We start from the raw sequence: 25,543 nt of genomic DNA, 5'->3' as shown, positions 1-25,543 counted from the left end.
GCAGCGACGGCGGCATCACCTGGACAGCCACGTTCACCCCGACCAGCGCCATCACCGACGCGACTAACCTGATCACCCTGGACAACACCGGCGTGCAGGCGGCCGCCTCCGGTAACGTGGGCAGCGGCACCACCGACTCCAACAACTACGCCATCGATACCGTGCGCCCGACGGCCACCATCGTGGTCGCGGACTCGGCGCTGGCGGTGGGTCAGACTTCGGTAGTGACCATCACCTTCTCCGAGGCGGTGACCGGCTTCAGCCTCGCCGACCTGACGGTGAGCAACGGTACCCTGAGCAGTCTGAGCACCAGCGATAACATCACCTACACCGCCACCCTGACACCGGCGGCGAGCATCACCGATGCGACCAATCTGATTACCCTGGACAACACCGGGGTGACCGATGGGGCCGGCAACACCGGCAGCGGCACCACCGACTCCAACAACTACGCCGTCGACAGCCAACGCCCGACGGCCACCATCGTCCTGGCGGACGCCACCCTGAGTGCCGGAGAAACGTCGTTGGTGACGATCACCTTCTCCGAGGCGGTGACGGGTTTCGACAACAGTGACTTGAGCATCGCCAACGGTACGCTCACGGCGGTGAGCAGCAGCGATGGCGGCATCACCTGGACCGCGACCTTCACCCCAACCGCCGGCGTGAATGACACGAGCAACGTCATCACCCTGAACAATACCGGTGTGACCGATGTGGCCGGCAACACCGGCAGTGGCACCACCAACTCCGGCAACTACACCATCGATACGGTGCTGCCGACGGCCACCATCGTGGTCGCCGACAACGCGCTGAAAATCGGTGAAACGTCGCTGGTGACCATTACCTTCAGCGAAGCGGTGAGTGGTTTCAGCAATGCCGACCTGACCATCGCCAACGGTACGCTCACGGCAGTGAGCAGCAGCGATGGCGGCATCACCTGGACAGCCACGTTCACCCCGACCGCCAGCATCACCGACGCGACCAACCTGATCACCCTGGACAACACCGGCGTGCAGGCGGCCGCCTCCGGTAACGTGGGCAGCGGCACCACCGATTCCAACAACTACGCGATCGACACCGTGCGCCCGACGGCTACCATCGTGGTCGCGGACACGGCGCTGCAAATCGGCGAAACCTCGCTCGTGACCATCACCTTCAGCGAAGCGGTGAGCGGTTTTACCAACGCCGACCTGACCATCGCCAACGGTACGCTGAGCGCGGTGAGCAGCAGCGATGGCGGCATCACCTGGACGGCGACCTTCACGCCTTCGGCGGGCATCAACGACACCACCAATCTGATCACCCTGGATAACACCGGGATCAGCGACCTGGCGGGCAACGCTGGCAGCGGCACCACTGATTCCAACAACTACGCCATCGACAGCCAGCGTCCGACGGCCACCATCGTGTTGAGTGATTCGACCCTGAAACCGGGGGAAACCGCCCTGGTGACCATCACCTTCAGCGAAGCGGTGACGGGTTTCGACAACAGTGACTTGAGCGTCGCCAACGGTACCTTGAGCGCGGTCAGCAGCAGCGACGGCGGCATCACCTGGACCGCGACCTTCACCCCGACTGCCGGGGTTACCGACGCCAGCAACATCATTACCCTGAACAACAGCGGCGTGTCGGACGTGGCCGGCAACACTGGAGCGGGCACCACCAACTCGGCCAACTATGTGGTGGAAACCCAGGTGCCGACCGCCACCATCGTCGTTGCCGACAGTGCCCTCAAGGCCGGTGAAACCTCGCTGGTGACCATTACCTTCAGCGAAGCGGTGAGCGGTTTCACCAATGCTGACCTGACGGTCGCCAACGGCACCCTCAGCAGTGTTTCTTCCAGCGATGGCGGCGTGACCTGGACGGCGACTTTCACGCCTGCCGCCAGCGTCACGGACACCACTAACCTGATCCGCCTGGACAACAGCGGTGTGACCAACGTGTCGGGCAACAGCGGCGTCGGCGTGACCGACTCCAACAACTACGCCATCGACACCGTGCGTCCGACCGCGACCATTGTGGTCGCGGACAATAAACTGGGTATCGGCGAAACCACCACGGTGACCTTTACCTTCAGCGAAGCGGTGTCCGGTTTCGACCTGTCCGACCTCAGCGTGGCCAATGGCGTGTTGTCCAACCTGGCCAGCAGCGACGGCGGAGTGACCTGGACCGCCACACTCACGCCGACCGCGAGCGTCAACGATGCGACCAACCTGATCCTGCTCGACACCGGCAATGTGCTCGACGCCGCGGGCAATGCCGGCGCCAGCATCGCCATCTCCAACAACTACGCACTTGATGCGACCCGTCCGACCGTCAGCATCGTGGTTGCCAATCCGGTGTTGGGAATTGGCCAGACGACACTGGTGACCTTCACGTTCAGCGAGGCGGTCAGCAACTTCGATTTGTCGGACTTGAGCGTGACCAACGGTGAACTGACCAATCTGGCCAGCAGCGACGGCGGCAAGACCTGGACCGGGACCTTCACGCCCACCGCGAACATTACCGACCCGAGCAACTTCATTGCGCTGGACACCAGCAATGTGACGGACCTGGCGGGCAACCTGGGCGCCAGCGTCGCGGTATCCAATAACTACACAATCAACACCGTACCGACGCCCCCGCCCTTGGTGTTGACACCGGTGGTCGTGGCCGATCCACCGAACGTGCCATTGCAACCGATCATCTTCACCCCACCCACTGGCGATCTCGGCTCGCCACTGACCTTTGCCCCGTTGTTTGAACAACGGGTGATGGGCAATGGCATTCGGCCTCTGGGCGACATTTTCATAAACCACGGGGCGCTGACGCCGAGTTTTATTGCCCAGGTATTCACCAGCAGCGACAACGGTGGCGATGGCTCAGGCCACGGCTTCCTCGGCTTTGGCGGGGGCGATGGCGGGGTCTTCGGCAGCAGCACGCTGTCGAGCCTGTTCAATCAGGCCACCAGTAGCGAGGGGGATTCGCTGAACACCTTTGGTAATCAGTCAATCAGGGCGGGGGATGCTTCCCAAGGGCTGCGCGGCGTGTTTGGCGCACCGAGTCTTGGCCAGCAATTACAACAGCTCAAAGACACCGAGCAACGGCAGGTCGACAGCCTGGCCGCGGCTTTGCAACAGGTCGGTATCAGTGAAATGCAGGCCTGAAAAAACCATTAAAGCAGTACGGCACTGGGGGCAATACAAGGATGAAAAGAAGTCATAAATTGTTCGGCGCCAGCCTGCTGGCGCTGGCGATCAGCGGATGTGCAGTCACCAGTCAACCGATCGAACGCAGCGTCAGCCAACAGCGTGCCAAAAGCGATCTGCAAAACATGTACAAGGGTCAGGAGCCCCTCAGCGGCCCGCTGACCCTGCACCAGGCCATGGCCCGCGCGGTGAAATACAACCTCGAAGGCCGGCTCAAGATCATGGAAGAAGCCCTGGCCAAGCGCCAACTCGACCTCGCCAGTTTCGACATGCTGCCGCGCATGGCGCTGGATGCCGGTTACGTGGGGCGCAACAACGTCAACGCCTCCAGCAGCCAGAGCGTGCGCACCGGCACCCAGTCTCTGGAACCGTCGACCTCCCAGGACCGCGACCGTGACGTGGCGGACCTGACCATGGTCTGGAACGTGCTCGACTTCGGCGTCAGCTACATCAGCGCCAAGCAGCAGGGCGATCAGCGGCTGATCGTGCAGGAACGTCGGCGCAAGGTGATCAACACCATCGTCCAGGACGTGCGCTCGGCCTATTGGCGAGCCGTGGCCGCCGAACGTTTGCTCAAGCAAATCGACAGCCTGATGGCCCGGGTCGATACCGCCCGTGAGAATAGCCAGAGCATGAGCCAACAGCGTATCGGCGATCCGATCCAGTCGTTGGCTTATCAGCGCTCGCTGATCGAAGCCACCCGGCAACTGGAAGAGCAACGCCGCGCGCTGTCGCTGGCAAAAACCGAGTTGGCGACCCTGATCAACCTGCCACTGAATACCGAGCTGACGCTGGCGACCCAGGACGATTACGACATTCCGGAACTCAAGGTCGACCTCGCCAGCCTGGAGCAGGAAGCCCTGACCAGTCGGCCGGAGTTGCGCGAGCAGGATTACCAGACCCGCATCAGCGCGGCCGAAACCCGCAAAGCCATGCTGCGCCTGTTACCAGGGCTGGAGTTCTCCGCTGGCGGGCATTACGACAGCAACTCGTTTTTGGTGGAACAGAGCTGGGCGGATTACGGGGTGAAAGTCACCTGGAACCTGTTCAATGTGATTTCCGCACCCGCCGCGATCGATGTCGCCAAGGCCGGCGAAGAAGTCGCCGCGGCACGTCGTCAGGCGATGTCCATCGCAGTGTTGGCCCAGCTCTACGTGGCCAACGCCAACTACCGCGAAGCACTGCGGCAGTTCCAGACCAATCAGCAATTGTCGAACATCGACGGGCAAATCATCGGCCAGCTGCGCAACCGCTATCAGGCGGCCGGGCTGGGCGAACTGGATCTGATCCAGGGCGAACTGAACACGTTGCAGGCCGATCTGCGTCGCGACCTGTCCTACGCTGACCTGCGCAACGCTTACGGGCAAATCTTCGCCAGCGCCGGTCTCGATCCGCTGCCGGACGAAGTGCAATCTACCGAAGTCCAGTCCATCGCCACCGCACTGGCTAATCGCGAAGCGGCGTGGGCGGCGGGCGATATCTCAGTACCGCCGGTGGCCCATGCCCCGGTCCGCTAACCTGCTGGCGCCGACGGCGAGCATCAGCCGCGCCCAACGGGAGGCCCGCAACGGCCATCGCGGCACGGCGATTCTGCTGACCGGTTTACCGGCGGCGGGCAAGTCGACATTGGCCCTGGCACTGCACGCCGAGCTGTTCGAACATGGCGTGCAGAGTGTGGTGCTCGATGGCGATGGACTGCGGGTCGGGCTCAATCGCGATCTGGGGTTCACCGACAGTGATCGCCTGGAAAACATCCGCCGCGCCAGCGAAGTGGCGGCGCTGTTGGTCGAGAATGGGCAGATTGTCATCCTCGCGATGATCGCGCCCTTGGTGGAGTTGCGCGAACTGTTTGCCCGGCGGCTGGGCGAGGATTACCGCGAAGTCTGGTGCAACGCCTCTTTGTCGGTGTGTGAGCTGCGTGATCCCAAAGGTCATTACGCCCGGGCTCGACGGGGTGAGTTGGCGGGCTTCACTGGTATCTCCGCGCCTTACGAGCCACCGCCGTGTGCGTCACTGGTGCTCGACACAGGCGCGCAATCGGTCGAGGCCTGTCTTGACCGTTTGCTGACCTGGCTCGGCGAATGTGCGGTGCTGCCAAAACGATGAGCCGACCGGCATTCTCCCGATTGCCGGTGACGGTGGATTTGCCGTTGCTGTTGCAGGCGCTGGCGGCGATCGGTGAGGACGACTGGCACGGTCACTTCAACAGCGCTTACTACACCGGCGACTGGAGCGGCGTGGCGCTGATTTCCGCGGCCGATGCCTTGACCGAGCTGGCGCCCGGAAGCGGTGAGCCTCGAGTGCGCGAACCCTGGCGACGGGATGGTCGATGGCAGCAAGGGCTGCGGGATCTGCCGCTGGAGATCGTCTGCGCGCGCCTGTTGCGACTTGGCCCGGGCGGGCGTATCCATGAGCATCGTGACTATGACCTGGGCGAGCCGGATGCGGACTTGCGTCTGCACATCCCGCTGCTCAGCCCCCCTCAAGTGGACTTCATGCTGGACGGCCAGCGCATGCCGATGGCCGCTGGCGAGTGCTGGTACCTCGACCTGGCGCGACCTCATCGCGTGGACAATCGCGATACCCAGACACGGATTCATCTGGTGCTCGATTGCCGGCCCGGTGCCTGGCTGGAGCAGGCGATTATCGATGGGGTGGCAACCACGCCGTCGCCGCTAATCGGTGATCAAGCTTTAGAGCAATTCAAGGCACTGCTGGCCGGCGAACCGCAGCTGTGCAAGACCTTGCAGGGATTGCGGGACAACGAAGCCTTTGTCGCCCGCACTCTGGTGCTGGCTGCCGAACATGGCCTTGTGTTCACCCGCGAAGAATTGCGTGCGGCGATGCGCGATGGTCGCCGCCAGTGGACTGAACAATGGAGCGCCTGAACCTCGAAGGCTGGTTGCCGATTCGCGTGTGGCAAGAGGCTGGGCAATGGCAAGTCGATTGGTGCTGGTTCGGTGACACGCGGCTGCATCAGCCGTTTTTTCGTGACGCCGTGGAGGATGCGCTGCGACTGCCGTTCAATCAGGCATTCCGTCGAAAAACGGCATTGTCGACCCTTGCGGACTGGCAGGCTTGCAGTCCCGGCCTGACACCGAGCGCCTTTATCTTTCACGCCTCCCGTTGTGGCTCGACCCTGGTCAGCCAGATGCTGGCGCGACTCGACAACCACATTGTCATCAGCGAACCCCCGCCACTGGACGCGTTGCTACGCAGCGATTTGCCTGCTGTCGAGCGCCGTGCGGCGATCAAAGGGTTACTGTCGGCCTACGGGCAATGTCGACGTGGCGTGGAGCAACGGTTGGTGATCAAACTCGACGCCTGGAACATCGGTGAACTGCCGTTACTGCGCGAGTGCTTCCCTGAAGCACCGTGGCTGTTTCTTTATCGCGATCCGCTGGAGATTGCTGTCTCGCATCTGCGTCGCCCGGGCGTGCACATGGTGCCGGGGATGATCGGCGCCAGTGTGCTGGATGACGAATCTCCATTCAGCGGCCGTGAGGATTACATCGCTCGGCGGTTGGGGCAATTGCTGGCGTCGGGGTTGGCGCAATGCCAGGCATTTGGTGGCTGGGCGGTGAATTACAGCGAACTGCCGCAGGCGATGGCGGGGCGGTTGGCGGCGTTCTTTGCGTTGGACATCGAGCAGCGCCGGCAAGTGTTTGCAGCGGTGGGGCAACATGCCAAGCAGCCGTCGCAGGTGTTTGTCGGCGACGGCGATGACAAGCGTCGCGAAGCCTCGGCGTTGCTTCGTGAACGGGTGGAGCGCTGGGCGCGGGAGCCGTATGAGGCGTTGGAACAATTGCGCAAAATATAATCTTTTTGTGGCGAGGGAGCTTGCTCCCGCTCGGCTGCGTAGCAGTCGCAGATGTTGGGGCCGCTTCGCGACCCAGCGGGAGCAAGCTCCCTCGCCACAGGTTATCGGTGGATCAGGATTTTGACGACAAATCCGCCATCCCCTTGAGCAATTCGATCGGCAGCGGGAAGACGATGGTCGAACTCTTGTCACCGGCAATCGAACTCAGCGTCTGCATGTAGCGCAACTGCATGGCCCCCGGCTGACGCCCGAGCATTTCGGCAGCCTGCATGAGTTTTTCCGAGGCCTGCAATTCGCCTTCGGCGTGGATCACCTTGGCCCGGCGTTCCCGTTCGGCTTCGGCCTGTTTGGCGATGGCGCGAATCATCGATTCGTTGAGGTCCACGTGCTTGATCTCGACCGTGGCCACCTTGATGCCCCAGGCATCGGTCTGGGCATCGAGCACTTGCTGGACGTCGACGTTCAGCCGTTCCCGTTCGGCCAGCAATTCATCGAGTTCATGTTTACCGAGCACCGCCCGCAACGTGGTCTGGGCCAGTTGGCTGGTGGCCATGAGAAAGTCCTCGACCTGAATGATCGCCCGTTGCGGGTCGAGCACGCGGAAATACAGCACTGCATTGACCTTGACCGAGACGTTGTCGCGGGTGATCACGTCTTGTGGCGGTATGTCGAGCACCACGGTCCGCAGGTCGACACGAACCATTTGTTGAACCGCCGGAATCAGCAGGATCAGACCCGGGCCCTTGACCTGCCAGAAGCGTCCGAGCTGGAACACCACGCCGCGTTCGTATTCGCGCAGAATGCGGAAAGTTGACCCCGCCAGTGCAATCAGCAATAACAGCAGCGCGGCAAAACCCAATTGCAGACCCATGACTATTCTCCACCCGGTGCCGCGTCAGTCGCGGCCACTTGCAGCAGTAGACCCTTGCGTGCCACCACCCGGACCTGTTGTCCCGGTTTCAGCGGTGTGGCACTCATGACTTGCCATTGTTCGCCTTGCAGGTGCACCCAGCCGACATAAGCGTTGCCAGCCTGCAACGACGTTATCGGCGTCACGCTGCCCAGCAATTCGGCGTCGCCACTGAAGTTGCGGCGCGGTCGGGTTTTCAAGGCGCGGATCAGCAGGAAAATCAGCAGCAGTGCGCTGATCAGCCCCAGGCCGATGATCAAGGGAACAGGCACTTCGGCATTGGTCAGAATCACCGCGCCGATCACAAACATCACAATGCCGCCCAATCCGACCACGCCGAAATTGGGCAAGGCCGCCTCGGCGATCATAAACACAATGCCGAAGGTGATCAGCCAGATCCCGATCGGGTCAGGAACCAGCACTACAACGGTGTCCGCTGCGAAAACCGGTCCGCTCAGGGCCAGCAGCAGCGCAATTACACAGCAACGAATGTTCACTTGACCCTCCGGGAGAGTCATCCGTCCGCGAGCCGTTCGTGGCTCTGTGTACAAGTCTAGTTGAGCCTGTGGCTGTATGAATTTTGACCAGTTGTTGACCGCCTCCGACGGGCGGATTTCCCGCCGAATTCCACCCGCGGGCCTAGACTTTTAATGGAGAGAAAAAATTCTAACCATCGTCCGCCATTCGTTGTTGCGGACACCGAGGTGCATCATGCGTATGGCAAAAACCGTGCAGACCAGCCTGGACAAGGCGCACTGCGAATATGACATCGTTTCCCATCCGCACTCGGCCAGCAGCCTTGAAACGGCGCGGCTCGCAGGCATTCCTGCTGAACGGGTGGCCAAATCGGTGATCCTCGACGATCGCCACGGGCATTACTTGATGGCCGTGCTGCCCGCCAGCCGTCACCTGGACCTGAGCAAAGTCCGTGGCAGCAGCGAATGGCAAGTCACCCGGGAAAGCAACCTGCCGCACCTGTTCGACGATTGCGAACGCGGCGCCGTGCCTGCATTGGGCGAATCCTATGGCCTGGACATGGTCATCGACCCATTGCTGACCCGGCAGCAAGACATCTACCTCGAAGCCGGCAACCACAACAACCTGGTACACATGAGCGTGCCTGAATATCTGAAAATGGTGCCGCATGCCGAGGTCTGCGAGTTGAGTCTGTCGGCCTAGTGTCGACATAACTGCCGTCATCGCGGGCAAGCCTCGCTCCTACATTCGACCGCGCGTCCCTGTAGGAGCGAGGCTTGCCCGCGAATGGCCGCGCCACAGTCACCCATCCAATACGCGATCACAAAGGAGCCCCACATGGAATCCCCCACCCACAGCCTCCCGGCCCTGTTCAAACAACTCGGCCTGCCCGACGACGCCGAAAGCATCGATAAATTCATCGCCACCCATTCACCGCTCAAACCCGAACTGCACCTGGCGGACGCATTCTTCTGGAGCGAGAGCCAGGCAGAGTTGCTGCGTGAGGAAATTCTGGATGACGCGGATTGGGCGGAGGTGGTGGATCAGCTGGATGTAATGCTGAGGAAGGGGCGGGGGGTGTAAAAAAATCTGGAGAGAAATAGCGAAATGTAAAAAAACTGGTGAGTGGTAAAAAAATCTGGGCAGAAACTGAGTTTGTTAGCTTTTTCCGCGTCTGGCCGTTGCTCGCCAATTTGTTTCAAAACTTGACCAACTTTCCCCTCGAATGCCATATTGATAGTTAGCAAACTAACAGTGTGTGCATTCCCTCGTGCCAAAGAACCTCGCCGCTCTCCAGATGAACATCAGCAGCTCCATGGTGGTGGCCGCCAGGCATTGGCGGAAGATCTGCCAGACCACGCTGGTCAACTATGGAATCTCCGAAGCCTGCGCTGTCCCGCTGTTGATGATCGGGCGCTTGGGCGAGGGTGTGCGGCAGGTGACGGTCGCGCAGGCGGCGGGGATGGAGAGTCCGTCGCTGGTGCGGTTGCTGGATCAGCTGTGTCATGCCGGTTACGTCTGCCGTACCGAAGACATTCATGACCGACGCGCCAAATGCCTGAGCCTGACCGCGACCGGTCGCGAGTTGGTGCAGGCGGTCGAAGCCGAGTTGGTGCGTTTGCGCCAGGACGTGCTCGAAGGCATCGACCAGAGTGACCTGGAAGCGGCACTGCGGGTACTCAAAGCCTTCGAAGCGGCCAATCATCTGCCGGTGGTTCAGCCTTGAGCGGTTTTTTCACCGGCGTGCCCCCGGCGCGAGACTGGTTCTACGGTGTGCGCACGTTTGCGGCCTCGATGATTGCGCTGTACATCGCCATGCTCATGCAAATGCCACGTCCGTATTGGGCGATGGCCACGGTGTACATCGTTTCCAGCCCGTTCCTCGGCCCTACCAGCTCCAAGGCGTTGTATCGCGCGGCGGGTACCTTGCTCGGTGCGGCGGCGGCGGTGTTTTTTGTGCCGATGTTCGTTCAGAGCCCTTATGTGCTGGTGGTGGTCATCGCGCTGTGGACCGGGATTTTGCTGTTCCTGTCCTTGCACCTGCGCACCGCCAACAACTACGCCTTGATGCTCGCCGGTTACACCTTGCCGCTGATCGCCTTGCCGGTGGTGGCTAACCCTTTGGCGGTGTGGGACGTGGCCGAGGCGCGGACCGAAGAGATTTTTCTCGGCATCGCCTGCGCGGCGGTCGTCGGCGCCATGTTCTGGCCACGGCGGCTGGCGCCGGTGTTCAACGACTCGGTGAACAAATGGTTTGCCGATGCCTCGACCTACAGCCTGCGTTTCCTTAGCCGCAATGTGCAGCCGGAGGAAGTCAGCGCCTTGCGTTCATCGATGGTGGCGAACTTCAACAGCCTGGAATTGATGATCGGTCAGCTGCCGCACGAGGGCGCGCGAGCGCAAACGGTGCGCAACACCAAGGAGCTGCGCGGTCGGATGATTCATCTGTTGCCGGTGATCGACGCCCTCGACGATGCGCTTTATGCCCTCGAGCGGCGCACGCCGGAGCTTGTGGATAAGTTCGCGCCACTGCTGATCGCAACCAGCGAATGGCTTGACCACAAAGACGCTGATCTCGACCGCTGGCAGGCCCTGAAAAACCGGCTCGAAGCGCTGCAGCCAAGTGCCGAGGCGCTGGACGATCGCAAGCAATTGCTGTTTTCCAACGCGCTGTATCGCCTCGGCGAGTGGATCGACCTGTGGCAAGACTGTCGCAGCCTGCAATACGCCATTCAGTGCGAGAGTCAGGACAACTGGCGCGCGGTGTATCGGCACTGGCGCCTGGGGCGACTGTCACCGTTTCTCGACCGTGGCTTGATGCTCTATTCGGCGGCTTCTACGGTCACCGCGATCATCGTCGCCTCGGTGCTGTGGATTCTGCTCGGCTGGACCGACGGCGGCAGCGCGGTGATCCTGGCGGCGGTGGCGTGCAGTTTCTTTGCGTCGATGGACGACCCGGCGCCGCAGATCTACCGGTTCTTTTTCTGGACCGCGATGTCGGTGCTGTTCGCCGGCCTTTATCTGTTTCTGATCCTGCCGAACCTGCATGACTTCCCGATGCTGGTGCTGGCGTTCGCCATACCGTTCATTTGCGTCGGCACCCTGACAGTGCAGCCGCGTTTTTATCTGGGGATGTTGCTGACCATCGTCAACACCTCGTCCTTCATCAGCATTCAGGGCGCCTACGACGCGGACTTTCTCAGTTTCACCAACTCCAACCTGGCCGGGCCCATGGGGTTACTGTTCGCGTTCATCTGGACCCTGATCGCCCGGCCATTCGGTGCGGAACTGGCGGCCAAGCGCCTGACCCGTTTCAGCTGGCGCGACATCGTCGGCCTGACCGAGCCGGCCACGCTGGCCGAACACCGGCACATGGGCGTGCAGATGCTCGATCGCCTGATGCAGCATTTGCCGCGACTGGCCATGACCGGCCAGGACACTGGCATCGCCCTGCGCGAAGTGCGCGTGGCCCTGAATCTGCTGGACCTGCTCGCCTATTCGCCGCGAGTGCCGGGTGCGCCGCAAGCGCTGCTGCGCCAGGTGGTGGCTGAAGTCGGCGAGTACTTCAAGGCCTGCCTCAAGGCCGGTGAACGTCTGCCCGCGCCTGGCCCGTTGCTGATGACCCTCGATCGCACCCGCCGCGCCCTCGGCGGCCAAGGTGATGACGAAACCCGTCTGCATCTGCTGCACGCCTTGAGCGGCCTGCGTCTGGCGCTGTTGCCGGGCGTCGAGTTTGTCGGCACGGGCGAACTCGAAGAACCGCTTCCCCATGGCATCGATGGAGCGCCTTTATGATCGGTGATCTGGATATCAGCGGGGTGTTCCTGCCCACGCTGCTGGTGTTGATGGGCATTACCTACGTGTTGTTCCTGTTGGTGCACGGGGTGCTGACGCGCCTGCACTTTTACCGTCTGGTCTGGCACCGGGCATTGTTCAACGTGGCTCTCTACGCTGTGCTGCTCGGCGCCGTGGACTCACTCAGTCGATACCTGATGACATGAAAAAACCTTTATTGACCCTCGGCCGTGTGATCCTGACGTTGTTGATCGTGACCTTCGCGATTGTCGTGGTCTGGCGCATGGTCATGTATTACATGTTCGCGCCCTGGACCCGGGACGGCCACATCCGTGCCGACATCGTGCAGATTGCCCCGGATGTATCGGGGCTGATCCAGCAAGTGGAGGTGCGCGACAACCAGTGGGTGAAACGCGGCCAGGTGCTGTTCAGCATCGATCAGGACCGCTTCAAACTGGCCCTGCGCCAAGCCAAAGCGGCGGTCGCCGATCGTCAGGAAACCTTGGCCCAGGCCCAGCGCGAGGCCAAGCGTAACCGTGGCTTGGGCAATCTGGTCCCGGCCGAGCAACTGGAAGAAAGCCAGTCCCGGGTGGCCCGCGCCGAAGTGGCGTTGATGGAAGCGCAAGTAACGGTGGACAGTGCCCAGCTCAACCTCGACCGCTCGGTGATCCGCAGCCCGGTGGATGGCTACGTCAACGACCGGGCGCCACGCTCCCAGGAGTTCGTCAGCGCCGGGCGGCCAGTGTTGTCGGTGGTGGACAGTAACTCCTTCCATATCGACGGCTATTTCGAAGAAACCAAACTGGACGGCATTCATGTCGGCCAGAGCGTCGACATTCGAGTGATCGGCGACCGTGCGCGCCTGCGCGGGCATGTCGAAAGCATCGTCGCCGGCATCGAAGACCGTGACCGCAGTAGCGGCAGCAACCTGTTGCCCAACGTCAACCCGGCGTTCAGTTGGGTGCGGCTGGCCCAGCGGATTCCGGTGCGAATCGCTTTCGATGAGGTGCCGGAAGATTTCCGCATGATTGCCGGGCGTACGGCCACCGTGTCGATCATCGACGATCAAATCGGGGGGCCGGCGAAATGAGCAGGGCCTCGGGTTTGGCGGTTGCCGGATTGGGCTTGTTGCTGTCGGCCTGTCAGGTGGTGGGGCCGGATTATCACTTGCCGGACGAGGCCGCCGTGCACCGTGAAGACTTTCAGGGCGACCTGGCGGTGAACGGCAAACATGTCATCTCGGCACCGGTGCCCGCCGATTGGTGGCGGTTGTATCAGGATCCGCGTCTGGACCAATTGGTGCAGCAGGCCATGGCCTCCAACACCGATTTGCGGGTGGCGGCGGCGAATCTTTCGCGGGCTCGCGCTCAGGTCGACGAAGCGCAGGCGGCGGGCGGTTGGAGCGGCGGCGTGAAGGTCGGCGCCCAGCGTTTGCAGGAGTCCGGCGAAGCGTTCTTGATACCGGAAAAAGTGCCCGTGGCCAACGTCGGCGATATCGGCATCACGACCTCGTATCAGTTCGACTTGTTCGGCACCTTGCAGCGCGGCATCGAAGCGGCCAAGGCCAATGCCGATGCGACCCAGGCGGCAGCGGACATCGCGCGCATCACCCTGGTGGCCGATGTGGTGCGGGCTTACACCCAGGTTTGTGCGGCCAACGAAGAGCGGGAGATCGCGCAGCATTCCCTCGACCTGCAAGCCCAGAGCACCTCCCTGACCCAGCGCTTGCGCGATGCCGGACGCGGCGATGAAACCCAGGTCACCCGTTCGCAAACCCAATTCAAATCCTTGCGCGCCGAATTGCCGCGTTATGAAGCCGCACGTCAGGCCGGGTTGTTCCGCTTGTCGATGCTGCTGGCCAAACCGGTCGAGCAACTGCCGGCGGGCACCAGCGACTGTGCCGAGCTGCCGAAAGTTACCCAATTGTTGCCGGTGGGTGACGGCGCCACTCTGCTCAAACGCCGACCAGACGTGCGCCAGGCCGAGCGCAAGTTGGCGGCGGCCACCGCCGGCATCGGCATTGCCACCGGCGAGTTGTACCCGGACATCAGCATCGGCGCGACCGTGGGCACGGTCGGCACCCTGGAAAACCTTGGCAAACCGTCGACCAATCGCTGGGGCTTCGGTCCGTTGCTGACCTGGACCGTACCGTCCAACGGCTCCCGCGCGCGAATCCGTGAGGCCGAGTTCGCAACTCAAGGCGCGCTGGCGCATTTCGATGGCGTGGTGCTCAACGCCATCCGCGAGACTCAGACCGGCCTGGCGCAATATTCCGCGCAACTTCAGCGTCGCGATGCGTTGGCGGACGCCGAACAGTCGGCGCAATTGGCGGCAGACCAGACCCACCGCTTCTTCCAGGCCGGTCGCGCGTCGTTCCTGGCGGACTTGCAAGCCACCCGCACCTACACCGATGCACGGGCGCAACTGGCCTCGGCCAACACCCAGGTCGCCATGAGCCAGATCGATTTGTTCCTCGCCTTGGGCGGCGGCTGGGAAAGCGGACGAACGCAAGGCTCACAACCCGGCAAACCCTGAGGCCGTTGCTATGCTTTGATTTGATGGGGGCGCGCGGCGAACCCGTCGATCAAGGCTTGCGTTGGTCATGGGGATCTAATAATGAAAAACCCTTACGCTCCCGGCTTCTGGTGCGCCATTGCGGCATTGGTTTTGCTGTCGGCCACCTATTTCTATGGCGTCATGCTGGCCCACCAGATCGACAAGGCGCTGATATTCCTCGACAGCGCGGCGGCACTGATCGCCGTGATGGCCATCGTGGTGGTCGCCTGGGCTTCGCTCCAGAACCAGCGCATCAAGAAACGACAACTCGAACAAGGCAAAACCCTGGTACTGATCTGGGACACCAAGGTGGCTTTGCGTCGGGTAGAAACGGTGTTCGACCGATATTTCTGGGGCAGTTACTGGCAACCGGGGCGCACGTTTCAGGAAGTCATGGGCGAACTGACCGGCACGCCACTGGAAAAAAGCCTCGAAACCTTGAAGAAGCAATGCCAGGCGCTGGACAAGCAAGTGGCCGACGAGGGCTGGCACTGGCTCAACAATGCCCGAGAACTGTCCGATGTCGCCAACGCCATGGCCCGCGAACGCTATCAACTGGATTTCTGTGACCCACGCGCGGAAGTGACTGGAGGGGCGGTGATCAATCGGGATTTTGAAGTGCTGGTGTATACGTGGACCGCGCGGCTAAAAAGTTTTGATCATCAGCTTGATGAGATCGAGGTTCAGTATTCGTAAGGTTGTATTGGCAGGGCTGCTCGCGAAGGCGATTGAACGATCGCCGAAACTCTCCCCTGCCAGTTGTCCACAGGCCGCCGCAGCCCATGGACACTCTTTCACCTTTAATCATTGGGCCGTCCCACGGCGCAAATGCTAATCTCCTCGCCACTTTCAGCGCAGTCGTGACCGCGACCCGTTATGGGTTCAGGGAAGACGACCAGACTTTCAACAATGGACATTGATCGGGTACTTCATGAATAAATCAGCAGGCGTGCTTCTAGGAATTGTCGTGGCCATCGGTGCAATCAGCGCGGGCGGCGCCTGGTACACCGGCAGCAAACTTGATGGGGTGCTGAACAGCTCGATCGCCGACGCCAACAAAGAACTGCATGCCGCGCTGGCAGGTTCCAACGGCACGGCGTCGCTGGAGCTGGTGTCGCTGGAGCGTCATGTGTTCAGCAGCACCGCGCACTACCGCCTCAAGGGCGAGGGTGAGATGTTTGGTGAAGCGCCGGTGGAGATGCTGTTCGTCGACCGCATCGAACACGGCCCGCTGCCGTTCTCGCGCCTGGTATCGTTCAAGTGGTTGCCAGTCCTGGCCACCAGTCACTACGAGCTGGAAAAAACCCCGCTGACCGAAAAGTGGTTCGCCGCCGCCAAGGACAAATCCCCGGTCAAGGGTGTGGTCAACATCGGCTACGACAACTCCACCAAGGGCTCGCTCGAATTCCTGCCGCTGGAAGCGGCACTGGATGACAAGTCCAACCTGACGTTCTCCGGGTTGAAACTCGACGTGGCCGCCAGCGCCCAGGCGCAAAAGGTCAAGGCCGACGGTTACATGGACAGCCTGAAGCTGACCACTGTGGCTGAAGACCAGACCCCGGTTCAGGTCGAGCTCAACGGCTTGACCCTGGCCAGTAACCTGAACAAAAGCACCTACGGCTATTACGTCGGTGACAACACCCTCGAGCTGACAAACAGCAAAACCACCTTTGGCCCCAAGCAATCGGTACTCGGTTTCAAGAACTTTGAAATGAAGAATCAGACCGGGGAATCAGGCACCAACGCTTCGGGGCGTGCCGATTACAAGGTCGGTGAAGTGTCCTTGAACGGCAAGGTTATCGGCTCTGCGCAGATGGCCATGAGCCTGAAAAACCTCGACATCCCGTCGACGATGTCGCTGATGCAGATCTATCAGACCAAACTGCAACCGTACGAGCGGGCCGCCGCCGAAGCCACTGCCGCCGGTCTGCCGGCGCCGCCGCTGAACCTGACCCCGGCCGAAGAGGCACAGGTCAAGACCGGTCTGGAGAAACTGCTGGCCGCAGGTCCCCAGGTGGCCCTGGAAAACCTGTCGTTCAACACCAGCAACGGCGAAAGCCGCGCCAACCTGGTGCTGGACCTGACCAAACCGCAATCCATGGACCTGCCGCCGGACCAATTGGTCAAGCAGTTGATTGCGTTGCTGGAATTCAACGTACTGGTGTCCAAGCCAATGCTCATTGATTTGCTCACCGTACAGTCGCAAATCGACGGCCAGACCGATGCCAAGCTCATCGCCGATCAGGCGAGCGCAACCGCCGACATGTTCAGCAGCATGGCGGTCGGTACGCAACTGGCAAAACTGGACGGTAACAACGTCGTCACCAAGTTGCATTACGCCAACAATCAGGTGGACTTCAACGGCCAGAAAATGACCCTCGAAGAGTTTGTCGGTTTTGTGATGAGTAAGCTCGGCGGCACTGGCGACGTCACCATCCAGTAAAACCGCAGGCTTCAGCGCAACGCCCGGCCTCTGCAACACGCAGACGCCGGGCGTTTTGCTGTCTGGGGTTCCGAAACGGGGTGAGGGGAGGCCCGTCACGAATCTGAAGAAATATTGTGTCTTGAATTATTGACTACGCTTGCATGCAAGACTGCTTCGATAAAGCTTGGCCGGGTCTTTCGATCCGGCTTTCCGTCACAAGTGGGCAAGGGGCATTGCGACCCGGCTGGCCATGTAAGGATGCTGACGAATGCCGCGTATTGCTGGTCCCTTTATTCACCGTGGGCTGCGCCCCTTGTTTCGCGTTGCGCTGTGCGGCCAATTGTTGTGGCCGGTGCTGGCGCTCGCCGATACCCCTTACGATCAAATGGTTCGCGATGCGCGGGCCGGCAATTACACGCCTGCGCTGACGGTGTTGCGCCAGGTGCCGGTAAGCCAGGCCTCCACTGGCCAGATCAGCGATCACTTGCAGATCGCCAGTTGGGCCGGTCTGGATGCCGAAGTGGTACAGGTCTATGAAACCCAGGGACGTGATCGAGCGTTGCCGGTCCAGGCCCTGACTGCCACCGCGCGGGCCTATCGCAACCTCAAGCGTTGGGACTCGGCGACCCAGGTGTACAACAAGGCCCTGGCTCTTGAACCGCAAAATGCCGACCTGCAGCTGGGCCTGGCGATGACCCAGGCCGACGCCGGTAAACCTGACGAGGCGGTTGCCCGCGCCAGGGCTCTGGTGGCGGCGAAACCGGATGATCCTGGCCGCCGTCTGGCTTTGGCCTACGCCTTGACCCGCGCCGGTGCCACTTACGATGCGTTGTTTGAGTACGACCAGGCCTTCACCCGCGCCGGCAGCAAACCCGAAGTCGCTCGGGAATACGTGATTGCCCTGCAACGCGCTCGTTTGCCGGAGCCGGCCTTGCGCCTGGCGCGTCAGCGGCCGGGGTTGATTGATCCGGTCACGCAACGCCGTCTCGAAGGTGACCTGGCCGCCGAACGCGTGCGCCTGGCCGAACTCGCCACCCGCAGCGAAAAAGAACGTTATGTGATCGCCGATCGGGCCCTGGCCGACTACGACCAGTTACTGGCGACCTGGACGCCGGACCCTGCGGCCCACGATGACGTCATCCGCTGGCGAATCGACCGCATGGGCGCCCTCAAGGCCCGAGCGCGCACCGCCGATGTGATCACCGAATACCAGAAGCTGCTCGCCGAAGGCGTGAAGATTCCGACCTATGCCCTGCGTTGGGTGGCGTCGTCCTATCTGGATCAGCGTCAGCCGGAAATCGCCACCGATTTGTATCGCCAGGTGCTGGTGGCGCCGGATGCCGATGTCGGCGATCGCCTGGAAGACAGCACCGCGCTCTATTACGCCCTGCTCGAAAGCGACAAGGCCGATGATGCGCGCAAGGTCGCCGAGGACCTGGCCAAGACCCAAAAGCCACGGGTCGAGCTCAAGGGCTTGCCGGTGGGCAACCCCAATGATGAATGGATGGACGCGCAGCAACTCGCCGCCCAGGCCGGCACCTACGGCGCCGATCTGCCATCGGGCGAGCAGCGTTTACAGGCGTTGGTGGATCAGGCGCCGGGCAACATCGGCCTGCGCCTGGCCCAGGCCGATCTGTACCTGGCCCGGGACTGGCCACGACGCGCCGAGAATCAGCTCAAGGAAACCGAGAGCATGGCCCCGCGGGATATCGGGCTGGAAGTCGCTCAGGGCCACACTGCCATGGACCTGCAGGAATGGCGGCAGATGGATGCGCTGACCGACGATGTGGTCGCGCGTTTTCCGGACAACCGTCAGGTGCAGCGTTTGCAGCGTCAGCGTGCGGTCCATGATATGGCCGAGCTGCGAGTGCAGGCCTACGGCGGCAAGAGTTATGGCGGCGGCAACGGCGATGTCGGGGCGGTCAACGGCAGCCGCGATTTCGGCATCGAAACCACGCTGTACAGCCCGCCCATCGATGAAGACTGGCGCCTGTTCGCCGGTGCCGGCTACGCCACTGGCGATTTCCAGGAAGGCACCGGTCACCATCGCTTCCAGCGTGTCGGGCTCGAACGCCGGACCCGTGACATGTCCCTGGAAGCGGAAGTTTCCAACCATTCCTACGGCTTTGGCGATAAACAGGGCGCGCGCCTGGCGATTGCCCGAGACATCGACGATCACTGGCAGTACGGCGGCAGCCTCGAATACCTGTCGGCACAAACGCCGTTGCGAGCGTTGAACAGCGACATCACGGCCAACGGCGGCAGCGGTTTTATCCGCTGGCGCGCCAATGAAAGCCGTGAGTGGAGACTGGCGGTCAGCCCCTCGCACTTCAGCGACGGCAACAACCGTGTCGAAGCCGTGCTCACCGGTCGCGAGGGTGTTTATCGCGCGCCGGGGCTGCAAGTCGACCTCGGCCTGGAAGTCGGCAGCAGCCATAACTCCAAGTCCGACGACGTGCCGTACTTCAACCCCAAATCCGACTTAAGCGTGCTGCCGACGGTGAACGTCAATCACGTGCTCTACCACCGCTACGAAACCTCCTGGAGCCAGCAGTTCCAGGCCGGTGCGGGCACTTACAGCCAGCGCGATCACGGCACCGGCGGTATCGCCCTGCTGGGCTACGGCCAGCGCTACAGCTGGAACGACGTATTCGAGGTGGGCGGCCTGCTGAGCGTGATCAACCGGCCATTTGACGGTGACCGGGAAACCGATCTGCGCCTGCTCGTCGACCTTACTTACCGCTTCTAGAAGAGTTTGAAGATGCCTTTTATTTCGCGTTTCATCCTCCTGCTGGGAGTGCTGTTGATCAGCGCCTGTGCCCAGCAAGCTCCGACCTTCGTACCGCCGTCCGAACGTACAGTGTCGGCCAATGAAAAACCGTGGCCGAAAAACCATGTATTGGGGATCGCTTACCACGATGTCGAAGACCGCGACCCCGATCAGGCGGTGGTGGCCGTGCGCACCGAGCGCATGATCGAGCAACTGGCATGGTTGCGGGAGAACAACTACCAACCGGTCACCGTTGACCAGATCATCGCCGCTCGCAATGGCGGCCCTGAATTGCCGCCACGGGCGATCCTGCTGAGTTTCGACGACGGCTATTCGAGTTTCTACACCCGCGTGTTGCCGGTGCTGCGTGCCTATAACTGGCACGCCTTGCTGGCGCCGGTCGGGGTGTGGATCGACACGCCGCCGAACCAGCCTGTCGACTTCGCCGGCACACCGCGCAAGCGTTCGGATTTCCTGACCTGGGAGCAGATCCGCGAGATTTCCCGGTCCGGCCTGGTGGAAATCGCCGCCCACACCGACGCCAGCCACAAAGGCGTGTTGGCCAACCCGCAAGGCAACCTGCAGCCGGCGGCCGCGACCCGGCGCTATGACGCCGCCACCGGTCGCTATGAAACCGAAGCCCAATTCCAGGCCCGGATGCGCGCCGACGTAGCGGCCATCTCGGAGAAGATCCGCAAGGTCACTGGCTACAAACCGCGAGTCTGGGTCTGGCCGTACGGCGTGGCGGATGGCACCTCGCTGCAAGTGATCAACGACCAGGGTTATAAGATGGCCCTGACACTGGACGACGGCCTCGATGCCCTCGACAACCTGATGAGCAGCCCGCGCTTTCTGGTGGCCTCGGACCCGGATGGCGAACACTTCGCCAACAGCGTCGTCGCGGTGCAGGCCGAATCGCCGATGCGCGTGGTGCATGTGGACCTGGACAACGTCTACGACCCGGACCCGGCCCAACAGGAAATCAACCTCGGCAAACTGATCCAGCGCATGGCCGACATGGGCGCCAACACGGTGTTCCTGCAAGCCTTCGCCGACCCTGCGGGCGATGGCCTGGTGCATTCGCTGTACTTCCCCAACCGCCACCTGCCGATGCGTGCCGATATCTTTGACCGTGTGGCCTGGCAGCTGCGCACCCGGGCTCACGTCAAAGTTTTCGCGTGGATGCCGGTGCTGAGTTTTGCCCTGGATTCGAAGTTGCCGCGAGTCACTCGCTGGGACCCGAAAACCGGCACCACGTCGATTGATCCGGACCAGTACAAGCGCTTGTCACCGTTCGATCCGAACGTGCGGCGCATCATCGGTGAAATCTACGAAGACGTGGCACGCCTGACCTCGGTCGACGGCATCCTCTATCACGATGACGCGGTGCTGTCGGACTTCGAAGACGCCGGCCCCGAAGCCCTGAAAATCTATGCCGCCAACGGTCTGCCCGGTTCGATTGCCGCCCTGCGCGAGGATCCGGCCACCCTGCAACGCTGGACGCGGTTCAAGAGCCGCTACCTGATCGATTTCACCCATGAGCTGACCGCCAAGGTTCGCGCCATTCGCGGCCCGCAAGTGAAAACGGCACGCAATATTTTCGCCGAGCCGATGCTCAACCCCGAGAGCGAAGCCTGGTTTGCGCAGAATCTCGACGACTTCCTGGGCGCCTACGACTGGACGGCACCGATGGCCATGCCGCTGATGGAAAAACAGAGCCATCAGCAATCCGGCCCCTGGCTTGAAGCACTGGTGGCGACGGTCAAATCGCGCCCCGGCGCCCTCGACCGCACGGTGTTCGAATTGCAGGCCCGCGACTGGACGAAAAATAAACACGCCGACATCGACGGCGGGCAGCTGGCTGACTGGATGGGCCGCCTCAAGCGTCAGGGCGCCACCAGTTTCGGCTACTACCCAGACAACTTCCTCGAGAACCAGCCGGACCTGAAAGCCGTGCGGCCGGCGCTCTCCAACAAGTGGAATCCATAACATGCTGGACAGACTTCTGGCCCTATTGGTTCTGGCGATCGTCCTGGGGGTTCCCCTCGGGCTGATCTTTCTGGTCACCGGGCAATTCCTGATGGACTTCGTGTTCTTCTACCCACTGTTCATGTCGGGGCTGTGGATCGCCGGCGGCCTGTATTTCTGGCTGCACTGGGAGCGGCACTGGCCGTGGCAGGACGACACCTTGCCGCCACCATTGGCCGGCGAACCGCTGATCTCGATCCTGATCCCTTGCTACAACGAAGGCGACAACGCCGCCGATACCATCCACGCGGCGCTGGCCCAGCATTACCCGAACATTGAAGTGATTGCGATCAACGACGGCTCCAAGGACAACACCGCCGCGGTGCTCGACGCACTGGCGGCGCAGGATCCGCGTTTGCGGGTGCTGCACCTGGCGGAGAACCAGGGCAAGGCCGTTGCCCTGCGCATGGGCGCCATCGCGGCGCGCAGCGAGTACCTGGTGTGCATCGACGGTGACGCGCTGCTGGCGCCGAACACCGCGGCCTATCTGGTGGCGCCGATGCTCGACAACGCGCGACTGGGCGCCGTGACCGGCAACCCGCGAATCCGCACCCGTTCGACCCTGATCGGCCGGGTACAGGTCGGCGAGTTCTCCTCGATCATCGGCCTGATCAAGCGTACCCAGCGGGTGTTCGGGCGGATCTTTACCGTCTCTGGGGTGATCGTCGCCTTCCGTCGTACGGCCCTGAACCGGGTCGGCTACTGGAGCCCGGACATGATCACCGAAGACATCGACATCAGTTGGAAGCTGCAACTGGATCACTGGAGCATTTTCTACGAGCCCCGCGCGTTGTGCTGGATCCTCATGCCGGAAACCCTCGGCGGCCTGTGGAAGCAGCGCCTGCGCTGGGCCCAGGGCGGCGCCGAGGTGTTGTTCAAGAACATCCGGGGCATCTGGCAATACCGCCATCGTTACCTGTGGCCGCTGCTGTTCGAATACTGCCTGTCCACCGGTTGGGCCTTCACCTTCCTGTTGTCGGTGATTTTCTGGGGTGTCGGCAACTTCGTCGAAATGCCGCCCGCCATTGCCGTCCATCACCTGATGCCACCGGCCTTTACCGGGCTGCTATTGGCGGTGGTTTGCCTGGTGCAATTCGCGGTCAGCATCATGATCGATCGCCGTTACGAAAAAGGGCTCGGCAGGACCATGTTCTGGGTGGTCTGGTACCCGCTGGTGTTCTGGTTCATCAGCCTGCTCACCACCCTGGTCAGCTTCCCCAAAGTGCTGTTTGGCCAACATCAGAAGCGCGCGCGGTGGGTCAGTCCGGACCGGGGCATCAAGCCGCTGGATGACGATGAAGAGGAGGTCATCAAATGAAAATCATCAGAACCCGGCAGCGGCCCTTTTTGGTCGTTCTCGATGTTTTCTTCACCGTGCTGGCCTGGATCGGGCTGCTGTATTTGCTGGCGCGGGGTCTGTGGCCGTTGATCGATACCCATGACGGGCCGCGCATCGATGGGTCGTTTTTCGACGCCCTCGGCACATTGCAGATCTACCTGTGGGTGGCGCTGTTCAACGCGGTGATCCTGATTGGCTGGGCGCGTTATCAACAGCGCAAAAGCAAGAGCTTCGCCCAGCGCCGTTTGCCGGCGCCGGTGGTGGACGATCAGGGGCTGAGCAAAAGCTTCAAGCTCACCGGCGACCGGCTGGAGAAACTGCGCGCACCGGGCTCGATGACCATTCACAACGATCAGGAAGGCGATGTCAGTCACGTCGTTACGCACTTCACCCCGGTCGACCCGTCTCAACTGCCGCCGCCCTTGGCGCCATTGGAACATCCACTGGTGATCCGCCTGCCGGCCGAAGATGATGACAACCGCGAGCCGATAAGCCATCTCTAGGTATATGTTCATCTGTGGCGAGGGAGCTTGCTCCCGCTGGAGGCGGAAGGTCTCCCGATGCCATTAACCGCGCTGTCGTTGATAGAGCGCGGTCACCGATTTTGCGTCTGCTTCGCAGACGAACGGGAGCAAGCTCCCTCGCCACTAAGTCGCCGTCAGCTCAGGTCTCGAACCAGGCGCCACGCCTCGTCCATCGACAGCGGTTGTTTCATCCGTTCGGCGAGCATCGCCATGGCCCGTTCCTGATCGCAGGCAACGGCTGCCGCTACCACGCCGTTTTTGGCGAACAGGCCAATAAACGGTGGATGCTCTGGGTCGCCTTTGAATTCAACCTCGTCCCAGGCCTCGGCGTGTCCGAGGTAGTCGTAGTTTTTGCCGAAGTGCCAGGTCCAGAAATACGGCACGTCGAGGTAGCGTTCGTCGCCGCCGAGCATATTCGCCGCTGCAATCCGCGCCTGTTGCTGGGCCAGGCGCCAGTGTTCGATCCGTTGGGGCTGGCCATTGAGCGGGAAGGTCGCGATATCGCCGACGGCCCAGAGCCCGTCGGTCACGCGCATGCCGCCGTCGACCTTCAATGACTGATCTTTTTCCTTCGTCAGATCGGTAAACGGGGTGGTCGCCGGGGTGACGCCAATGCCGACCAGCACCAGATCCGCCGGCAAGCGCTGGCCGTTGTCCAGCAGCACCGCTTCGACTGTGCCTGTGCCTTCGATCTTCGCCGCTTCGCCATCGGTATGAAACACCACACCATTGGCCTCGTGCAGGGCACGAATCGCCTTGCCGACGGCCTCGCCGAATTGCGCCTCGAAAGGGATGGCATGGCGGGTCAGGACGGTGACATCCAAGCCGTACTGACGCAGGGATGAAGCGGATTCCAGACCAATGAAGCTGCCGCCGACAATCACTGCCCTTTGACCCGGTTTTGCGGTGGTCAGAATCTGCTGCGCCTGCGCCTTCGAGCGCAACACGAACACCTGCGGCAGATCGGCGCCTGGCAGCGACAGGGATTTTGGTATGCCGCCGGTGGCAATCACCGCGGCGTCATAGCTCAACGATTGACCATCGGCCAGGCGCAGGGTCCGGTTCGGTGCATCCAGGCCCATCACATCGCTGTTTATCCGTTCAATGCGCTGTTCACGATAAAAGTCCTCATCGCGCAGCGGCGGAACTTCGTCCGGTGGCATTTCCCCGGCAATCACGAATTTGCTCAATGCCGTACGGTCGTATCCGGCTTCGGGCTCACGGTCGATCAGTAGCACCCGACCGCCGAAGCCTTTCTCCCGCAGCGCCGCCGCGCAGGCCGTCCCCGCTGCACCGGCGCCGATGATCGCAAAGGTCCGCTTATCATCCTCCGGCGGTGTGCTGGGGCCGGGCATCGGCTGGTCGTCGACCCAGACCTCATCGTCGCGCAACTCCAGCGGATAGCGCCGCAGACTGTCCAGGGAAGGTGGCTCGCACAGCGCGCCGTCTTCGAGCCGATAAGCCGCCTTGTGCCACGGGCAGATCAGTCGGCCCTCACACAGCGCACCTTTGGCCAAGGGAGCCCCGGCGTGGGGGCATCTGCCCTGATAGGCGCGCAATTGATCGCCGACCCGCAGCAAGACGATTTTCATCTTGTCGATCCGGACTTCAAGGCCACGGTCGAGGGGCACATCAGCGAAACGGGCGACGCGGTGCAGTGCCATGATCGATCTCCAGGCAGGTATTTCACTTAGGAGTTTGGCGCTTATTC

At 61.9% G+C, this 25,543-nt stretch carries 21 protein-coding genes; 18 read left to right on the top strand and 3 right to left on the bottom strand.

Features of this window, described 5'->3' with window-relative positions:
• The 5 genes from AC07V0_RS06370 to AC07V0_RS06350 all read left to right on the top strand — a co-directional run.
• A partial coding sequence (locus AC07V0_RS06370) for an Ig-like domain-containing protein (RefSeq protein ID WP_495019532.1) occupies positions 1-3,146 on the top strand: 3,146 nt, incomplete at its 5' end.
• Positions 3,147-3,187: 41 nt separating this feature from the next.
• On the top strand, positions 3,188-4,705 hold the full coding sequence (locus tag AC07V0_RS06365; protein ID WP_258612926.1) for a TolC family protein: 1,518 nt from the start codon (positions 3,188-3,190) through the stop codon (positions 4,703-4,705).
• Complete coding sequence (gene cysC / locus AC07V0_RS06360; protein WP_495019531.1) at positions 4,689-5,294, top strand: adenylyl-sulfate kinase; 606 nt, start codon at positions 4,689-4,691, stop codon at positions 5,292-5,294. Before AC07V0_RS06365 ends, cysC begins: the two co-directional genes overlap by 17 nt.
• Positions 5,291-6,076: an aspartyl/asparaginyl beta-hydroxylase domain-containing protein gene (locus AC07V0_RS06355; RefSeq protein ID WP_495019530.1), complete on the top strand. Its 786-nt coding sequence runs from the start codon at positions 5,291-5,293 to the stop codon at positions 6,074-6,076. The genes cysC and AC07V0_RS06355 overlap by 4 nt, the downstream gene beginning before the upstream one ends.
• Positions 6,064-7,008: a sulfotransferase family protein gene (locus AC07V0_RS06350; RefSeq protein ID WP_495019529.1), complete on the top strand. Its 945-nt coding sequence runs from the start codon at positions 6,064-6,066 to the stop codon at positions 7,006-7,008. The genes AC07V0_RS06355 and AC07V0_RS06350 overlap by 13 nt, the downstream gene beginning before the upstream one ends.
• 112 nt (positions 7,009-7,120) lie before the next feature.
• Here AC07V0_RS06350 and AC07V0_RS06345 read toward each other — a convergent pair whose 3' ends face one another.
• Positions 7,121-7,879 (bottom strand): slipin family protein, encoded by a 759-nt coding sequence (locus tag AC07V0_RS06345; RefSeq protein ID WP_018929390.1) that lies wholly within the window; start codon positions 7,877-7,879, stop codon positions 7,121-7,123.
• Between the two features lie 2 nt (positions 7,880-7,881).
• Entirely contained in the window at positions 7,882-8,415 is a 534-nt protein-coding gene (locus tag AC07V0_RS06340) for an NfeD family protein (protein ID WP_495019528.1), read from the bottom strand.
• A gap of 214 nt (positions 8,416-8,629) precedes the next feature.
• Between AC07V0_RS06340 and AC07V0_RS06335 the strand changes: the two genes are divergently transcribed.
• The 13 genes from AC07V0_RS06335 to pgaD all read left to right on the top strand — a co-directional run bounded on the left by AC07V0_RS06335 (position 8,630) and on the right by pgaD (position 23,811).
• On the top strand, positions 8,630-9,097 hold the full coding sequence (locus AC07V0_RS06335; protein WP_018929388.1) for an aminoacyl-tRNA deacylase: 468 nt from the start codon (positions 8,630-8,632) through the stop codon (positions 9,095-9,097).
• Between the two features lie 135 nt (positions 9,098-9,232).
• On the top strand, positions 9,233-9,478 hold the full coding sequence (locus tag AC07V0_RS06330) for a DUF2789 domain-containing protein (protein ID WP_007940999.1): 246 nt from the start codon (positions 9,233-9,235) through the stop codon (positions 9,476-9,478).
• A gap of 214 nt (positions 9,479-9,692) precedes the next feature.
• Positions 9,693-10,121, top strand: coding sequence for a MarR family winged helix-turn-helix transcriptional regulator (locus AC07V0_RS06325; protein ID WP_018929386.1), 429 nt, complete (start codon positions 9,693-9,695; stop codon positions 10,119-10,121).
• Positions 10,118-12,190, top strand: a complete 2,073-nt coding sequence (locus AC07V0_RS06320) for an FUSC family protein (protein ID WP_495019527.1) — start codon at positions 10,118-10,120, stop codon at positions 12,188-12,190. The genes AC07V0_RS06325 and AC07V0_RS06320 overlap by 4 nt, the downstream gene beginning before the upstream one ends.
• On the top strand, positions 12,187-12,396 hold the full coding sequence (locus tag AC07V0_RS06315; RefSeq protein ID WP_018929385.1) for a DUF1656 domain-containing protein: 210 nt from the start codon (positions 12,187-12,189) through the stop codon (positions 12,394-12,396). Before AC07V0_RS06320 ends, AC07V0_RS06315 begins: the two co-directional genes overlap by 4 nt.
• Positions 12,393-13,280, top strand: a complete 888-nt coding sequence (locus tag AC07V0_RS06310; RefSeq protein WP_495019526.1) for an efflux RND transporter periplasmic adaptor subunit — start codon at positions 12,393-12,395, stop codon at positions 13,278-13,280. The genes AC07V0_RS06315 and AC07V0_RS06310 overlap by 4 nt, the downstream gene beginning before the upstream one ends.
• A complete protein-coding gene (locus tag AC07V0_RS06305) occupies positions 13,277-14,725 on the top strand; it encodes an efflux transporter outer membrane subunit (protein ID WP_495019525.1) in 1,449 nt (482 codons plus the stop codon). The genes AC07V0_RS06310 and AC07V0_RS06305 overlap by 4 nt, the downstream gene beginning before the upstream one ends.
• 81 nt (positions 14,726-14,806) lie before the next feature.
• Positions 14,807-15,442, top strand: a complete 636-nt coding sequence (locus AC07V0_RS06300; RefSeq protein ID WP_019651562.1) for a hypothetical protein — start codon at positions 14,807-14,809, stop codon at positions 15,440-15,442.
• 235 nt (positions 15,443-15,677) lie between these two features.
• The gene (locus tag AC07V0_RS06295; RefSeq protein WP_026286662.1) at positions 15,678-17,189 is read left to right on the top strand and encodes a YdgA family protein; all 1,512 of its coding nucleotides are present in this window, start codon (positions 15,678-15,680) and stop codon (positions 17,187-17,189) included.
• Positions 17,190-17,439: 250 nt separating this feature from the next.
• Positions 17,440-19,920 (top strand): poly-beta-1,6 N-acetyl-D-glucosamine export porin PgaA, encoded by a 2,481-nt coding sequence (gene pgaA, locus AC07V0_RS06290; protein ID WP_495019524.1) that lies wholly within the window; start codon positions 17,440-17,442, stop codon positions 19,918-19,920.
• Between the two features lie 12 nt (positions 19,921-19,932).
• A complete protein-coding gene (gene pgaB, locus AC07V0_RS06285) occupies positions 19,933-21,930 on the top strand; it encodes a poly-beta-1,6-N-acetyl-D-glucosamine N-deacetylase PgaB (protein WP_064615770.1) in 1,998 nt (665 codons plus the stop codon).
• Between the two features lies 1 nt (position 21,931).
• Positions 21,932-23,287 carry a poly-beta-1,6-N-acetyl-D-glucosamine synthase gene (gene pgaC, locus AC07V0_RS06280; RefSeq protein WP_018929378.1) on the top strand — a complete coding sequence of 452 codons (1,356 nt, stop codon included), beginning with the start codon at positions 21,932-21,934 and terminating at the stop codon, positions 23,285-23,287.
• Positions 23,284-23,811 (top strand): poly-beta-1,6-N-acetyl-D-glucosamine biosynthesis protein PgaD, encoded by a 528-nt coding sequence (gene pgaD / locus AC07V0_RS06275; protein WP_018929377.1) that lies wholly within the window; start codon positions 23,284-23,286, stop codon positions 23,809-23,811. The genes pgaC and pgaD overlap by 4 nt, the downstream gene beginning before the upstream one ends.
• Before the next feature lie 155 nt (positions 23,812-23,966).
• Here the strand turns inward: pgaD and AC07V0_RS06270 are convergent, their stop codons facing one another.
• Positions 23,967-25,496 (bottom strand): FAD-dependent oxidoreductase, encoded by a 1,530-nt coding sequence (locus AC07V0_RS06270; protein ID WP_495019523.1) that lies wholly within the window; start codon positions 25,494-25,496, stop codon positions 23,967-23,969.
• Positions 25,497-25,543: the final 47 nt, after the last annotated feature.

The organism is Pseudomonas sp. GW821-FHT01E10, assembly GCF_059422365.1.
Note: the sequence above shows the minus strand (reverse complement) of the source record. Positions and strands in the feature narration are given on the sequence as shown.

Bases quoted from the DNA above. Each gene is read 5' to 3' on its own strand.
- AC07V0_RS06300 (WP_019651562.1), top strand. From the start codon at position 14,807: ATGAAAAACCCTTACGCTCCCGGCTTCTGGTGCGCCATTGCGGCATTG.
- AC07V0_RS06305 (WP_495019525.1), top strand. From the start codon at position 13,277: ATGAGCAGGGCCTCGGGTTTGGCGGTTGCCGGATTGGGCTTGTTGCTG.
- AC07V0_RS06325 (WP_018929386.1), top strand. From the start codon at position 9,693: ATGAACATCAGCAGCTCCATGGTGGTGGCCGCCAGGCATTGGCGGAAG.
- AC07V0_RS06295 (WP_026286662.1), top strand. From the start codon at position 15,678: ATGAATAAATCAGCAGGCGTGCTTCTAGGAATTGTCGTGGCCATCGGT.
- AC07V0_RS06315 (WP_018929385.1), top strand. From the start codon at position 12,187: ATGATCGGTGATCTGGATATCAGCGGGGTGTTCCTGCCCACGCTGCTG.
- AC07V0_RS06350 (WP_495019529.1), top strand. From the start codon at position 6,064: ATGGAGCGCCTGAACCTCGAAGGCTGGTTGCCGATTCGCGTGTGGCAA.
- AC07V0_RS06365 (WP_258612926.1), top strand. From the start codon at position 3,188: ATGAAAAGAAGTCATAAATTGTTCGGCGCCAGCCTGCTGGCGCTGGCG.
- AC07V0_RS06270 (WP_495019523.1), bottom strand. From the start codon at position 25,496: ATGGCACTGCACCGCGTCGCCCGTTTCGCTGATGTGCCCCTCGACCGT.
- pgaC (WP_018929378.1), top strand. From the start codon at position 21,932: ATGCTGGACAGACTTCTGGCCCTATTGGTTCTGGCGATCGTCCTGGGG.
- pgaA (WP_495019524.1), top strand. From the start codon at position 17,440: ATGCCGCGTATTGCTGGTCCCTTTATTCACCGTGGGCTGCGCCCCTTG.
- pgaB (WP_064615770.1), top strand. From the start codon at position 19,933: ATGCCTTTTATTTCGCGTTTCATCCTCCTGCTGGGAGTGCTGTTGATC.
- AC07V0_RS06330 (WP_007940999.1), top strand. From the start codon at position 9,233: ATGGAATCCCCCACCCACAGCCTCCCGGCCCTGTTCAAACAACTCGGC.
- AC07V0_RS06355 (WP_495019530.1), top strand. From the start codon at position 5,291: ATGAGCCGACCGGCATTCTCCCGATTGCCGGTGACGGTGGATTTGCCG.
- AC07V0_RS06345 (WP_018929390.1), bottom strand. From the start codon at position 7,879: ATGGGTCTGCAATTGGGTTTTGCCGCGCTGCTGTTATTGCTGATTGCA.
- cysC (WP_495019531.1), top strand. From the start codon at position 4,689: ATGCCCCGGTCCGCTAACCTGCTGGCGCCGACGGCGAGCATCAGCCGC.
- AC07V0_RS06335 (WP_018929388.1), top strand. From the start codon at position 8,630: ATGCGTATGGCAAAAACCGTGCAGACCAGCCTGGACAAGGCGCACTGC.
- pgaD (WP_018929377.1), top strand. From the start codon at position 23,284: ATGAAAATCATCAGAACCCGGCAGCGGCCCTTTTTGGTCGTTCTCGAT.
- AC07V0_RS06310 (WP_495019526.1), top strand. From the start codon at position 12,393: ATGAAAAAACCTTTATTGACCCTCGGCCGTGTGATCCTGACGTTGTTG.